The following is a 13,897-nucleotide window of genomic DNA, read 5'->3' as shown; positions in this document are numbered from 1 at the left end:
CCCGTTTTGTGCTACACTGGAAGGATAATTAATGAAGAAGTGAGATGTACCATGCAAATGACAGGAAATGATTTCATCGCGGCTTTGAAAGATGAAACCTATGAAATCAAAAGCTTTACTGCTGCTGATCAAGCAACCATTAATTTGGATGATTTGTTTGGTTATGTTGAACAAGCGATATCAGAAGAGAAATTGTTCAGCGCAGAACTACTGATTAGTGGGGATGAACCAATTAGTTTACGGGTTGAAACCGGCTTAGTTAATCTCCCCATTCGTTATACCAACGCGATTAGTAAGATTGTGATTAATGACCCAGAGACGGAAGTAACGTTATATATGATTGCGGAGCATCCGTTGGTTACCAAGTCGGGTCTACGAATCGAAACGGCAGCAACCGTCGCGGCTTTTGCGGATGACCCAGAATCTGTTGAAAGTAAGATTGCGGCCTTTTTCGACAAAGAATTGCAAAACATCAACGAGGCTGTCGCAGCGGCCGAGGCTGATGAATCTGAAGTAGAGTAATTGAATGTTAGAGAAAGATTGAGTGAGACATGGCACGGAAAAAGCGTATGAGTCGAAACAAGCGGTTAGCGCTGGTGATGACAATTATTATTTTGGTGGTGTTGGTAGCCCCACAATTTATTAGATACTATATGAACGTGACGGAAGCGAAACAGGCGGCTCGGCAGGAAAAAGATTATCTGGCAAAAATTGCCCGCCAACAACGCTTGGAAGGTGATAACGCTGCCGATAAGTTGCCAGTGACAACGCATTGGGACTTAAATGCTGCTGGGAACATGAAGGTTGTGGTATCTAGTCGGGTTATGAAGGAAACGGATGGCCAGGCGTTGAAGTGGGTTAAAACAGCAGCAAAGGTCTGGAATCAAGCACTGGGGGTGCAGTTCATTTCAGTGCGGTCATCAGATGCCAACCAGGATGAAAATGTTGATCGAAATGTCTGGCCGCAAGATAGTGACTACCAGCTGTTGGTTGGGTATAAAAAAATGACTGACACAGCTGGTAAGGAAGATACTTCCGTATTGGCCACAACGACTGAGGGCGGCAATACGATGTGGATTTCAGCCCATGCGGCGAAGGTGTGGTTGGCAGAAACAATACAGCGTGAGGATTATTTGTCAGGGGCGGTGTATGGCCCAGTTACATCGGCGGATATTACAGCGTTGCATGATAAAGAAGCTGCGCATACAATGATCCATGAATTTGGTCATGCGCTAGCACTTAAACACCAAGGGTCCGCCCTTGATTTAATGTCACCGATGGTGGGGATTAAAGATTCAAGTAAGCCGAACGAAACGGAAGTCATGCAGGTTAAGACAATTCGTTATTTGGCCATGCATCCTGAAGCGCTTAATGAAGGCACGTATAATGATGTTTTCCGTAAGTATTACAAACAAATAAACGGCCAAGACATTCCAGATGATCTGGTTGTTTTGAATGATAGTCATGATTAAGGGGATTTAATTATTATGAAGCACAATATTTTAACGGCCCACAAGGTCATTGGTACGATTGTTGGTATCATTGTGTTTTTGTTGTTATTTAAGTACGTGGCCATACCAGCCGGCGTACCCAATACGAAGATAACGTTAGCACCAGCTTGGCTGGCATTGATAACGGCTATTTTCGGTCCGATTGCCGGGGCGGTTGTTGCCTTTATTGGGCACACACTAAATGATGGCCTGGCATCAGGAACAGTTTGGTGGACATGGGCGATTGCTGATGGTATGTTCGGCCTATTTCTAGGTTTGGCAACGCAACGAATTGGGTTGTTTATTGGGACATTGACGGCCCGCAAACTAGTGCTGTTTAATGTTTGGCAGTTAATTGCTAATGTGGTGGCTTGGCTAGTGATTGCGCCCTTGGGTGACCACTGGATTTATGGTCTGGCGTTATCAGAGTCATATCAGCAAGGGGTGGTAGCCGCTTTAGCGAATACGGTAGTCATTGCTGTCCTTGGAACAGCCTTGATTACGGTTTATAATCGTTATTTTGTTAAGCAAAACTAAGCTTTATTCATTTTCTATTACGGCTGTAGGTTGAAAATGAATAATGTCTGTTAAGACAGGGAATCCTTGATATATCAAGGGTTTCCTGTTTTTTTAGTCATCGCGATTCATGGTTTATTTTCAGTTAGTGTGGTAGAATTTATGCATTAGTAATGAATAAAAAGTGAGGTGTACCATGGCAAAGTTAATTGATGGTAAGGCGATTGCCAAGTCGTTACGTGCTTCAGTTGCGGAACAAGCCGCGCGTTTATCAGAGGCTGGTGTTGTGCCTGGATTAGCGGTTATTTTGGTTGGTGATGATCCAGCAAGTGAAATATACGTCCGCAACAAGGAGCGTGCTGCTAGTAAGGTTGGCGTTAATGCACAAACCATCCGTTATGATGCAGAGACGGCGGAAGAAACTTTGTTGGCAAAAATTGCCGAGTTGAATGCTGATACAAGCGTTGATGCCATTCTGGTACAGAGCCCAGTTCCAGGTCACATTGATGAACACAAAATCCAAGAAGCAATTAGCCCAGCTAAGGACGTAGATGGTTTTCACCCAGAGAACATTGGTCGCTTGTATGCCAATCGTGAAGGCTATTACCCAATCGCCAATACACCACGAGGTATTATGACGATGCTTGCTCATGAGGGTGTCACATTGGCGGGGAAGAATGTTGTGATTATTGGTCGCTCCATTTTAGTCGGTCGGCCAATGTTCGCGCTGGCGCAAGCGGCTGATGCAACTGTGTCATTGTTACACCGTTATACACCAGACAACTTACGCCATGAATTATTGCAACAAGCCGACGTGGTTATCGTTGCAACTGGTGTCGCTGGTTTGGTAACGGGGGCCGACTTAAAGGCGGGGGCCACGGTTATTGATGTTGGTATTAATCGAATGGCTGACGGTTCGTTAGTTGGCGACGTTGACTTTGCTTCAGCGGAACCTGTCGCCGGCTTAATTACGCCGGTACCTGGCGGTGTTGGGCCAATGACCATTGCCACATTATTGCAAACGACAGTTGAGTTGGCTGCATTACATCATGGTGTAACATTGGAGGCAGGATGGCAGACTATTTAACGGTTTCAGCGCTAACCAGTTATCTAAAGCGTAAATTTACGGCTGATCCGTATCTGAAAGAAGTCTATGTGACGGGTGAAATTTCTAATTATCGTCAACGACCCGGTCATCAATATTTTTCTTTGAAAGATGACGGGGCGGTGCTTAATGCAACGATGTTTAAGTTTGCTTTTCAAAAGTTGCAATTTAAGTTAGAGCCAGGGATGAAAGTTAATGCTGTTGGCCACATGGATTTGTACGCGCCCAATGGGTCGTACAGTCTTATTATTGATAAGTTAGAACCGGATGGCGTCGGGGCCCTTTATCAGGCATATGAACAGTTAAAAGCAAAGCTATCAGCTGAAGGTTTATTTGACCAACTTCGCCGGCCGATTCCACGCTTCCCTAAGAAAATTGCTGTGATTACTTCGCCAAGTGGAGCGGTTATCCGCGATATTATGACGACGGTTCGCCGCCGTTATCCAATTGCGGAAATTGTTTTGTATCCTGCAGTTGTGCAGGGTGACGGAGCGGTACCTTCATTAACAAAGCAGATGACGGCCGTTGCGGAAGCAGCCAATTATGATGTCCTGATCATGGGACGTGGTGGCGGCTCAATTGAAGACTTGTGGGCCTTTAATGAGGAAGCGGTGGCACGAAAAATGCTGACCATGCCAATGCCAATTATCAGTTCGGTTGGCCACGAGACAGATACCACGATTGCAGATTTTGTGGCCGATCAGCGGGCCGCTACACCAACGGCAGCAGCAGAATTAGCGACACCGGTACCATTGGCTGACTTATGGTTGGGCATTCAACAAATGCAACAACGTTTGGTTAACCAAATGCAGCGTCAAGTTGTGGCCAACCAAGAGCGGTTAAGCCGTTTACAAAGTAGTTACGTGTTGACACAACCAGCTCGTTTATATGAAGGATATTTACAACGATTAGATATCGCGCAACAACGGTTACAACAAGCTGTTACAACGACGGTCACGCAGCGTCAGCATCAATTTGACTTATTGGCACCACGCTTAGTAAATGCCATGACCCGGCAGGTTGAGCGTTCCCAGGAGCGAGTTGGTCGCGCTGTGGCTGGCTTGCAATTAGTGAGCCCGTTGGCTATCTTGGCCCGTGGTTATAGTGTTGTTGAGCATGACACGCACATTTTAACGACTGTGGATGATGTTGCTATTGGTGATTCGGTTCATATTCGTTTGGCGACTGGTGAACTAGAAGCTACGGTTACAGCAAAGGAAAGTAAAAAATAATGGCAGAAAAAACATTTGAAGAAAATTTGGCAACACTGGAACAAATTGTTGCGCAACTTGAAAAGGGTGACGTACCGCTAGAAGAAGCCCTTAAGCAATTCGAAGTGGGCGTTAAGTTGAGTCAAGAACTACAACAGACCCTGCAAACCGCTGAACAGAGTTTGGCGAAAATTGTGAATGCGGACGGGACGACATCAGATTTTGAACCAGAGGGTTAACATGAAATTATCAGAATTTTCAGCAACCGTTGTCCCACAAATTGAGGATAAACTAGCTACTGAGTTAGCACACAGTACATCTAACCAAACGATGCGTGACGCCATGACGTATGCTGTCATGGCAGGCGGTAAGCGACTACGCCCTTTGCTAACATTAGCTGTAGCGCAGTCTTATGGATTGGGCATCAATGGTTTGCTTCGGGCAGCAAGTGCTTTGGAGTTAATTCATACTTACAGTCTTATTCATGATGACTTGCCGGCGATGGATAATGACGACATGCGACGTGGCAAGCCAACAACACATAAGGCCTTTGGTGAAGATGTGGCGATTTTGGCAGGGGATGCGTTACAACCATTGGCTTATCAATGGTTGGCGAGTGACCCATTATTGACAACGCCGCAAAAAGCCGAATTGACACTACAACTCGCCTTGGCTTCTGGTGCTGATGGGATGGTTGCTGGGCAAGTCATGGATATGGCCGCAACTAACGCAGCGACCATTTCACTAGATCAAGCCAAAGCGATTCACTACCGAAAAACTGGCGCATTGATTGCATACGCGGCAATTGCTGGGGGGATCATGGCCCACGCGTCTGATGAAGTCAAAGAGACCTTGTGGAACTTCGGTATGGCCTATGGTTTGGCTTTCCAAATCAAGGATGATTTGGATGATCTAGGTCAAGATGATGTTGCTGATAAGCAAGCGTACCCAACTATTTTGGGCGTTGACGGTGCGAGGGATGCCTTGCGGGAGCAGGTTCGAATTGCGACAAATGCCATTGTAAAGTTTGGTGAACTAACGGGAAACGAAACAACTTTGCTGTTGTCGTTTTTGGATTATTTTGAAGAGGTTGTGGAGAAGTAGATGGCAATTGAAAAAGAGCGCGTTGATGTTTTAGCAGTACAACAAGGACTGTTTACGTCACGTGAACAAGCGAAGCGAGCAATTATGGCTGGCGAAATCTTGGGCGAAAATGAGCAACGCATGGATAAAGCGGGGGAGAAAATCCCGGTAACAACGGAGCTTCATTTGAAGGGGGCGCCGATGCCATATGTGTCACGTGGTGGTTTTAAATTAGAAAAAGCCCTCGAAGTTTTTGATATTTCAGTGCAGGACAAGGTTGTTTTGGACATCGGTTCATCAACGGGTGGCTTTACAGATGTCTCACTACAAAATGGGGCGAAGTTGGTCTACGCTTTAGACGTGGGCACAAATCAACTGGTTTGGAAGTTACGTTCAGATGAACGTGTGGTGGTGATGGAAAACACGAACTTCCGCTATTCAGAACCAACTGACTTTACCCACGGTCAGCCGGCAGTCGCAACGATTGACGTATCATTTATTTCATTAAACTTGATTTTGCCACCGCTTGCCAAAATTTTGACGCCAGGCGGTTCGGTTGCGACGTTGATTAAGCCGCAGTTTGAGGCTGGTCGGGAAGCAATTGGTAAGCATGGTATCGTTAAGGACGCCATAACCCACTTGGCTGTTCTTGATAAAGTGGCTGGTTATGCGCAAGCGGCCGGCTTTAGTATTGTGGCGCTTGATTACTCACCAATTAAGGGTGGGTCAGGTAACATTGAGTTCTTAGCGCACTTGGTATTAGACGGTGGCGAGAGTACGATGACTGAAGCCGAACGTGAAGCGGTTGTGACACGCGCACATGCGCAATTGAATGCGCGTCGTGAGGAAAATGCGGATGAGACGAAGTAAGCAAGAACGTCAGCAAGCAATTAAGACGTTGATTAGTAATGAACAGATTCAACGGCAAGAAGATTTGGTTCAAAAATTAAATGAGGCTGGTTGGGAAGTGACACAAGCCACCATCTCGCGTGATATTACTGAAATGCAGTTGGTAAAAGTACCATTGCCAACTGGTGGTTTTGCGTATGCCATGATGTCCGGTTCAGATTACTTAGGGCAGTTGGGGCGTATTTTGAAAGAAAGTACGACGGAGATTAAGACGCAAGCCAACATGGTGATGATTCGTGTTGCGCCAGGAACTGGACCAGCGTTAAAAACGGCACTCGAAGAGGCTGATTTAACTGATGTATTTGGTTTGATTGGTGATGACGCTGGCGTGTTAGTCATCCTAAACGAAGGTGTGCGGGCGCAACAATTTGCGACTGACTTGATGGCGAAAGCTTAGTAGAAAGGTAGGAGGACGCAATGTTACAGGAATTATCAATTCAAAATTTTGCGATTATCCCGAAACTGAATATTAGTTTTCAACCGGGGATGACGGTGTTAACCGGTGAAACCGGGGCCGGTAAGTCAATTATCATTGATGCGGTTGGTTTGTTAACCGGTGGTCGTGGCTCGCAAGACTTTATTCGCGAAGGTGCTGACAAAGCTGTTTTGCAAGGGTTGATTGACGTAGAACCTGATCAGCCAGTTGTTGCAGTTTTGAACGAGCTTGGCATCCCGGTGGAGGATAATCAACTGTTAATTCATCGTGAGTTGCAGCGCAGTGGGCGAAATGTGATCCGGGTTAATGGCAGTTTAGTTAATGCGGCGACGCTTAAGGAAATTGGGCAGCACCTGGTTGACATCCATGGACAAAATGAGCATCAAGAGTTGATGCAAGTTGAACGTCACTTGGGCTTATTAGATGAATTTGCAAAAAAGGCCATCGCACCAGTTGCGCAAAAGTATCAAAAAGCATATGAAAATTACCGTAGTTTAGAAACGGCTTTTCACAAGCGCCAGGCTGATGAACAAGCTTGGGCCCAACGGTTAGACATGCTGAGTTTCCAAAGCAAAGAACTAGCCGATGCCGCTTTGGTTGATGGCGAAGAAGAGGCGTTGGAAGCTGAATATCAAGAGTTGACGAACTTTCAGGATGTTTTAGAAGCCTTATCTAAAGCGTATGAAGCACTTGATGGTGATTGGGACAATAACGGTTTAGAGACGATTTCGACGGCAATGGGGTCGTTGGAAGATATTGAAGAACTGGCTCCGAAGTACGGCAAGTTAACAGAAGCGGTTCGCGGGGCGTACTATGAATTGCAAGAAGCGGCTTCTGAAATTATGTCTGTCCGAGATGGATTGGAATTTGATGCTGAGCGGTTACGCGAGGTTGATGATCGTTTGAACTTGATTCGTAATTTGGAACGTAAATATGGTGCGACAATCGCAGACGTCTTGGCACACCAAGAACATGTTGATAGTGAGTTAGCTGAAATGGGTGGCGGGCAACAGTCTGCCGCTGAGTTAGCAGAACAAGTTGAGGAAGCGGAACGTGTGGCACGGCAATATGCGGATAAGCTACATGAACTACGTGAAAAGGCTGCCAAACAGCTTGCCAAGAAGATTCACGAGCAATTAGCAGATCTGTATATGGAGAAAGCTGTCTTTTCTGTCCACTTAACAGCTAGCACCACGTTGCATGCGGCAGGTTACGATGTCGCGGAATTTTATATTCAAACGAACCCCGGTGAAGGTGCGAAGCCGCTGGTGAAGATTGCTTCCGGGGGTGAGTTGTCACGTATGATGTTGGCGATGAAAACCATTTTTTCACGGGAACAAGGGATTACCTCAATTATTTTTGATGAGGTTGACACAGGTGTTTCTGGTCGTGTCGCGCAGGCGATTGCGGAAAAAATTGCGGTTATTGGTCGTTATTCACAAGTGTTGACGATTACGCACTTACCTCAGGTCGCGGCGGTTGCAAACCATCATTACTTCATTCAAAAGCGAGTAATTGGTGACCGCACTGAGACGAGTATTCAACAGTTAACGGACGAAGAACATGTGGATGAGGTGGCACGCATGTTGTCGGGTGATGAACTGACGGATGCAGCTAAAGAAAATGCCCGCGATTTGATTCAGCGTGCTGTTGCAAAACGAACTGAATAGTCCTAAAAACGAGCAAACATGCTCGTTTTTTTGGTGAAACAAGCTTAAAATGAATCGTATGATTGAAAGTGAGGACGGGGCATGGAAATAATTGTTGGCAAGTTGTCTAACCGACAAATGGCGCCGTTTGGCCAGTTATTAAATATGTTTTCAGATGCTGCCGAAGCACGATTGCACTATCAGCAAGCACAGAGTATATCGGCAGGGTTATTATTTGTTGATAACGAAACGGTGGTGGGCGCAGTGCTCTATCGCAACGAAGGTGGGCATATTGTGTTAGTCAGCACGTTAGCTTGGAAGACGGTTGATCGACTGACCTTATTCGAGCAACTCCTGACGTACTTTAGCAAGCATCGGGTGAAAACCTTGCAAATGAAAGTAGCGCCAAACCAAGCAAACAGTCCGTTACTAGATGGCTTTGAGCGGGTTGATGAACTAACCTATCGGCGCACGTTCTCATATCCGGTGGCATTGGTCCTTGGCGGTGGTGGGGCACATGGGGCATTTGAAGCTGGTGTTTTTGATGTTCTGAAGAGTCGTGGTATTATCCCAAATGAGGTACTGGGTGTCTCAGTTGGATCGATTAATGCCATGTCATTTATGCACCTTGATAGTACAATATCACACGCTACTTGGGACACGTTGACAACGGATGTCGTGTACGAAGTGCCGGAAGTTGGTGTCTCACGGGTCGATTTTAGTAAAACAGTTGCGACACATCTTGTTGGTCGACACTATTTTGAAAAAGAATCGTTGCGTCAGCTGATTTATCCAGTGGTTGCGCATGAACTTGCGACGCCAAGAATAGCTGAAATGACTTTAGTCGCTACAGAATTGCCGTTGCTTCGGCCGGCTAGCTTTTCAGTGACAGACGAAACTACGGTCGATGAACTGACGGATTGGATACTGGCTTCTAGTGCTTTTTACCCGGTCGTTTCGCCAGTCATGATTAACGGGAAACAATATATTGATGGTGGTTATAGTAATAACTTGCCAATTAATATTGCCGCCGATCATGGTGCTAAGGAAATCTATGCAGTTTCAATTATGGATGGCGTACCGGAAGATTGGACACGACCAGATGATGCTGTTGTGCATTATATTCGCACGCCTTGGCAATTTGGTCCCTTGCTGGACTTTTTCCCTGATTTAAGTGGCGAGTACGTGACGCTCGGTGAAATCCGAACGAAGCAAGTGTTGGGTGAATTAGGTGGCTACTATTACGCATTGCCAGCTGACGTTGATGTTAGTTGGTTGGGTGGTGTGCAACTGGTGAAGTGGTTAGCAACAGATCCTGTGACCGCACCAATTGCAAATGCGTTAACGGAGCTACCGGTTTGGTTAGCCTGGCAACAATGGTTGGCTAGGGATATTGATCCTGATGCGACTGGGGATGAAGCTGGTCAAGGCTTAGCAACGATAGAACGATTAGCCCGTTTGCTGGCAGTTGATAAACTGCAGGAGTATGATTTGACGACCTTTGTAGCAGCGATTGTGGCAGCTGGTCGCACAAACCGACAAGCATTACCGACACCGACGCATCACTTGACGCGGACGTACATCTTAGCAAATCTAGATGTTGTGTTAACTGGCGTGTTGTACTTGTTGTCTAAGTCAGAAAAAACGAGTAGAATAAGTAAATGATTAGCTAGAGAAATAGATAGGAGTAAGATTACCATGAAGCGTGGCGTATTAATCGTACTATCGGGTCCGTCAGGCGTCGGTAAGGGAACTGTTCGAAAGGCGTTGTTTGAAGAATCAGACATCGACTTTCAATATTCAATTTCCATGACCACGCGACAACCCCGAACGGGAGAAGTGAATGGGGAAGATTATTTCTTCGTCACACGAGAAGAGTTTGAAGCAGAAATTGCTGACGGTGGTATGTTGGAATACGCTGAGTACGTGGGAAATTACTACGGTACGCCAAAGAGCTTCATCGAGAAAACATTGGCGGCTGGACGTGATGTCCTATTGGAAATCGATGTGCAAGGTGCGTTGCAAGTGAAGGAAAAGATGCCGGAAGGGGCTTATATTTTCTTGACGCCACCTGACTTGGGTGCCCTAAAAGAGCGTCTGATCGGGCGGGGCACTGAAGCGATGGAGGTTATTGATCGTCGCGTTTCAGCTGCAACAGCCGAAATTCGCATGATGGCTAACTATGATTACGCTGTCGTAAACGATGAGGTGCCTTTGGCAGTTGATCGTATTAAGGATATTATTAAGGTGGAGCGTTTGCGCGTAAACCGAGTGTTGCCAGAATACATTACAATGATTGAGGAGCTAGAAGCATGATTTTATACCCATCAGTTGATAAGTTGTTGGAACGTGTTGACTCACGTTACAAGTTGATCGCTTTGGGGGCTAAGCGCGCCCACGAATTAGAGCAAGGTGGTTTGCCTACTTTGTCTCACTTCGATTCAGTAAAGCCAATTGGTCAAGCGTTTGAAGAAATTGAAGCTGGTAACGTTGTTATCGATGAAGAAGCTTCTAAGTTGGAAAACTAATGATGTTAATAAAAAGGCCGGTTCATAACGAACCGGCCTTTTTATTTATTGCTCCATTTGTTTTTGCTTTTTACTAATTAATGATTGGCGGACCGCACTGATAATGGCAGGGAGTGCAGTAACGACCAAGATACCAATAATGACCAATGAGAAGTGTTCGCTGACGAAAGGAATACCACCGAAGTAGTAGCCGGCTTCAACGGCCACGACGACCCAGATAGTCGCCGCAATCATTTCCAATGCAATGAAATTGCGGTATTTGAAGCCAGAAATCGCAGCTGTAAATGGCACTAAGGTACGAATGATTGGTAGGAAACGACCTAAGATAACGGCCATCTTACCATGTTTAACGAAAAAGTCGTTGGCTTCTGCCAAGTGTTCATCTTTGATAAAACGACCAAGCAGCGGGTGTTTAACTAATTTCAGACCAACTGTTCGGCCAAGGAAAAAGTTCAACGAATCACCTGAAACAGCAGCAATCCAGAACATAATCATTAAGACCCAGTGGTTTAAAATGCTACCATGTAGCGCTGAAATAGATCCAGCTGCAAACAGTAGCGAATCACCTGGTAGGAATGGGAAAATAACTGAGCCAGTTTCGATAAAGATAACCGCAAACAAGGCGACGTATGACCAAACACCCCAGGCATTCACCAAGTTGTTCAAATGAACATCGAGGTGAAGGAACAAATCAATGATGTGAACCATGTCGATTTCTACTCCCGTATATTTATATATCCTGTCGAATGACAACTAGTACTAAGTTTAGCACGTTTTACGACGCTTGAAAGACGCCTTAATGATTATGCTATAATAGCTAAGGAATATATTGAAGAATGTGTGAGGAAAATAAATATGGCATTGCCACAATTTGATTTGGCAGCAGTAGAAGGTCCTGTTGCTGTGCTTGAGACGTCAAAGGGAACGATTAAGATTCAATTGTTCCCAGCACAAGCACCAAAGACAGTAGAAAACTTTGTTGGCTTGATTGAAAAAGGATACTACGATGGGATTATCTTCCACCGTGTGATTAGCGACTTTATGATTCAAGGTGGTGACCCAACTGGTACTGGTATGGGTGGTGAGTCACTTTGGGGTGATGCGTTTGAAGATGAGTTCTCTGACGAAGTCTTTAATTTGCGCGGTGCATTGTCGATGGCCAATGCTGGTCCAAATACAAACGGCTCACAATTCTTCATTGTGCAAGCTTCACGTGTCCCAGCTAACATGTTGCGTCAATTAAATGGCTTAGTCCCTGACGAAGTTGTGACAGCATATGGTGCACAAGGTGGTACACCATGGCTTGATAAGCGTCATACTGTCTTTGGTCATGTTGTTGAAGGTATGGACGTTGTTGATGATATGGCTAAGGTTCGTGTTGATTATGCGGACAAGCCAGTAGAAGATATTAAGATCATTAAAGCAACAATTGCTTAAGTGATTACCCGGCGTGCCGGGATACATATAAGAAGACAGACTAATGGTTAAGGAGTGGCACCAATGACATATCGTATTGGGGATGTAGTAGAAGGAACGGTTACTGGTATTCAACCATATGGGGCCTTTGTACAGTTAGACGAACATACGCAAGGACTGATTCATATTTCTGAGTGTCGTTCGGCATTTATTCGACACGTGGGAGATGAATTACATGTTGGTCAGGTGATAAAAGTGATGGTACTAGATATTGATCAGTACAATCAGAAGATTTCATTATCACGACGCAGTGTTTTAGATGGTGGCCAAGTTGTGAAATCCGATCGTGACAATCAACGTGTGGATAACTGGCATCACCATTACTGGACAAATCAGCATTTAACAATAGGCTTTGATAGCATTGCGACAACGCGGGATGCTATGATTAATGAGGCACTGGATCGTTTGAAAACGAAACAACGATAAACAGGGGGAAGAGACATGTCAATGATTGCTGGAACAATTGTATTTACACGAAATGATCAGTCTTATTTTTTGGTGACTGATGAGGTACCAACACCACGCTTTTACACAGTGAAGATGCACAAACATGCTGGCGATACGGCATTGGGTTCAATTTTAACTGGTATGAAGGGGGAACTAGGTATTAATTTAGATAACTTGCGGCTGGGCGAGTTAGCGGCATGGCATGGTAAGGGATTAGAGACTGCGGAAGATTTGATTTCGTTGTATACCTTCGAACCAATTGATACAACAGATTTCAATATGGATCGTTTGGCACTATTGGGATTGCAATTTATGAATGCAAAAGATGCGGCAGGTTTACTAACAAATGTTGATATGACAGGCGTAGCCCGACTAGATTAGTTTATTTTAAATTAGGGGGTTGCAAAACATCCTTAGATTGGGTATTATATTTAAGTTGAGTTTTGCAAGGAATACAATTCAATTGCAAAACCAATCAAATCGAATTGAAATTGGTTGTTGACAAACTAGTTTTGATTCGGTAAGATATAAAAGTTGCTTGCGGCGGAATATATATTTCTGGTTTGACGAGTTACAACTTATTGAAATAAGTTGTTGACATTGAATTGCTGACCTGGTAATATAAATAACGTTGCTGATGAGCAACAACGAGATAGTTCTTTGAAAACTGAATATCGTTTCGATGAAACAAATGTGTAGGGTCATCAAGCAAGTTCTTGATGCAAAAAACATTTGCGAAGTCAATTCGCTAGTAAATTCGTTTAACTTCTGTTAAACAACAAAAATTGAGTTATACTCAAACTTCAAATTGAGAGTTTGATCCTGGCTCAGGATGAACGCTGGCGGCGTGCCTAATACATGCAAGTCGAACGCTTTGTGGTTCAACTGATTTGAAGAGCTTGCTCAGATATGACGATGGACATTGCAAAGAGTGGCGAACGGGTGAGTAACACGTGGGAAACCTACCTCTTAGCAGGGGATAACATTTGGAAACAGATGCTAATACCGTATAACAATAGCAACCGCATGGTTGCTACTTAAAAGATG

The 13,897-nt window shown here is 45.0% G+C and carries 17 protein-coding genes and 1 rRNA gene; 17 read left to right on the top strand and 1 reads right to left on the bottom strand.

The window, feature by feature from the left end:
* The first annotated feature begins 51 nt into the window (after positions 1–51).
* The 13 genes from ACJ28U_RS08990 (at position 52) to rpoZ (ending at position 10,927) form a co-directional block, all read left to right on the top strand.
* Positions 52–522, top strand: a complete 471-nt coding sequence (locus ACJ28U_RS08990; RefSeq protein WP_407619024.1) for a hypothetical protein — start codon at positions 52–54, stop codon at positions 520–522.
* Positions 523–551: 29 nt separating this feature from the next.
* Positions 552–1,472, top strand: coding sequence for a hypothetical protein (locus ACJ28U_RS08985; protein WP_407619023.1), 921 nt, complete (start codon positions 552–554; stop codon positions 1,470–1,472).
* Between the two features lie 15 nt (positions 1,473–1,487).
* Positions 1,488–2,027: an ECF-type riboflavin transporter substrate-binding protein gene (locus ACJ28U_RS08980; protein ID WP_099088350.1), complete on the top strand. Its 540-nt coding sequence runs from the start codon at positions 1,488–1,490 to the stop codon at positions 2,025–2,027.
* A 175-nt stretch (positions 2,028–2,202) separates the two neighbouring features.
* Positions 2,203–3,093, top strand: coding sequence for a bifunctional 5,10-methylenetetrahydrofolate dehydrogenase/5,10-methenyltetrahydrofolate cyclohydrolase (locus tag ACJ28U_RS08975; protein ID WP_407619022.1), 891 nt, complete (start codon positions 2,203–2,205; stop codon positions 3,091–3,093).
* Positions 3,078–4,343 carry an exodeoxyribonuclease VII large subunit gene (gene xseA, locus ACJ28U_RS08970; protein ID WP_407619021.1) on the top strand — a complete coding sequence of 422 codons (1,266 nt, stop codon included), beginning with the start codon at positions 3,078–3,080 and terminating at the stop codon, positions 4,341–4,343. The genes ACJ28U_RS08975 and xseA overlap by 16 nt, the downstream gene beginning before the upstream one ends.
* A complete protein-coding gene (locus ACJ28U_RS08965; RefSeq protein ID WP_043707614.1) occupies positions 4,343–4,561 on the top strand; it encodes an exodeoxyribonuclease VII small subunit in 219 nt (72 codons plus the stop codon). Before xseA ends, ACJ28U_RS08965 begins: the two co-directional genes overlap by 1 nt.
* A 1-nt stretch (position 4,562) precedes the next feature.
* Positions 4,563–5,426 carry a polyprenyl synthetase family protein gene (locus ACJ28U_RS08960; RefSeq protein WP_407619020.1) on the top strand — a complete coding sequence of 288 codons (864 nt, stop codon included), beginning with the start codon at positions 4,563–4,565 and terminating at the stop codon, positions 5,424–5,426.
* On the top strand, positions 5,427–6,275 hold the full coding sequence (locus tag ACJ28U_RS08955) for a TlyA family RNA methyltransferase (RefSeq protein WP_099088346.1): 849 nt from the start codon (positions 5,427–5,429) through the stop codon (positions 6,273–6,275).
* Positions 6,262–6,711, top strand: a complete 450-nt coding sequence (locus ACJ28U_RS08950) for an arginine repressor (RefSeq protein WP_099088345.1) — start codon at positions 6,262–6,264, stop codon at positions 6,709–6,711. The genes ACJ28U_RS08955 and ACJ28U_RS08950 overlap by 14 nt, the downstream gene beginning before the upstream one ends.
* 20 nt (positions 6,712–6,731) lie before the next feature.
* Positions 6,732–8,420 (top strand): DNA repair protein RecN, encoded by a 1,689-nt coding sequence (gene recN / locus ACJ28U_RS08945; RefSeq protein WP_407619019.1) that lies wholly within the window; start codon positions 6,732–6,734, stop codon positions 8,418–8,420.
* A gap of 81 nt (positions 8,421–8,501) precedes the next feature.
* Positions 8,502–10,064 (top strand): patatin-like phospholipase family protein, encoded by a 1,563-nt coding sequence (locus ACJ28U_RS08940; RefSeq protein WP_407619018.1) that lies wholly within the window; start codon positions 8,502–8,504, stop codon positions 10,062–10,064.
* Positions 10,065–10,097: 33 nt separating this feature from the next.
* On the top strand, positions 10,098–10,715 hold the full coding sequence (gmk, locus tag ACJ28U_RS08935) for a guanylate kinase (RefSeq protein WP_010373106.1): 618 nt from the start codon (positions 10,098–10,100) through the stop codon (positions 10,713–10,715).
* A complete protein-coding gene (gene rpoZ, locus ACJ28U_RS08930) occupies positions 10,712–10,927 on the top strand; it encodes a DNA-directed RNA polymerase subunit omega (RefSeq protein ID WP_043707605.1) in 216 nt (71 codons plus the stop codon). The genes gmk and rpoZ overlap by 4 nt, the downstream gene beginning before the upstream one ends.
* Positions 10,928–10,972: 45 nt before the next feature.
* Here the strand turns inward: rpoZ and ACJ28U_RS08925 are convergent, their stop codons facing one another.
* Positions 10,973–11,635 carry a VTT domain-containing protein gene (locus ACJ28U_RS08925; RefSeq protein ID WP_099088343.1) on the bottom strand — a complete coding sequence of 221 codons (663 nt, stop codon included), beginning with the start codon at positions 11,633–11,635 and terminating at the stop codon, positions 10,973–10,975.
* 147 nt (positions 11,636–11,782) lie between these two features.
* Between ACJ28U_RS08925 and ACJ28U_RS08920 the strand changes: the two genes are divergently transcribed.
* The 4 genes from ACJ28U_RS08920 to ACJ28U_RS08905 all read left to right on the top strand — a co-directional run.
* A complete protein-coding gene (locus ACJ28U_RS08920) occupies positions 11,783–12,364 on the top strand; it encodes a peptidylprolyl isomerase (RefSeq protein WP_407619017.1) in 582 nt (193 codons plus the stop codon).
* 63 nt (positions 12,365–12,427) lie between these two features.
* The gene (locus ACJ28U_RS08915; RefSeq protein WP_010369879.1) at positions 12,428–12,829 is read left to right on the top strand and encodes a CvfD/Ygs/GSP13 family RNA-binding post-transcriptional regulator; all 402 of its coding nucleotides are present in this window, start codon (positions 12,428–12,430) and stop codon (positions 12,827–12,829) included.
* Positions 12,830–12,844: 15 nt separating this feature from the next.
* Positions 12,845–13,231: a hypothetical protein gene (locus tag ACJ28U_RS08910; RefSeq protein ID WP_010369882.1), complete on the top strand. Its 387-nt coding sequence runs from the start codon at positions 12,845–12,847 to the stop codon at positions 13,229–13,231.
* A gap of 423 nt (positions 13,232–13,654) precedes the next feature.
* Positions 13,655–13,897: ribosomal RNA gene (locus tag ACJ28U_RS08905) — 16S ribosomal RNA — on the top strand; the annotation flags it as partial.

The organism is Weissella sp. MSCH1, from assembly GCF_045799135.1.
Taxonomy (GTDB): domain Bacteria; phylum Bacillota; class Bacilli; order Lactobacillales; family Lactobacillaceae; genus Weissella.
This window is presented reverse-complemented; position numbering and strand designations above follow the sequence as displayed.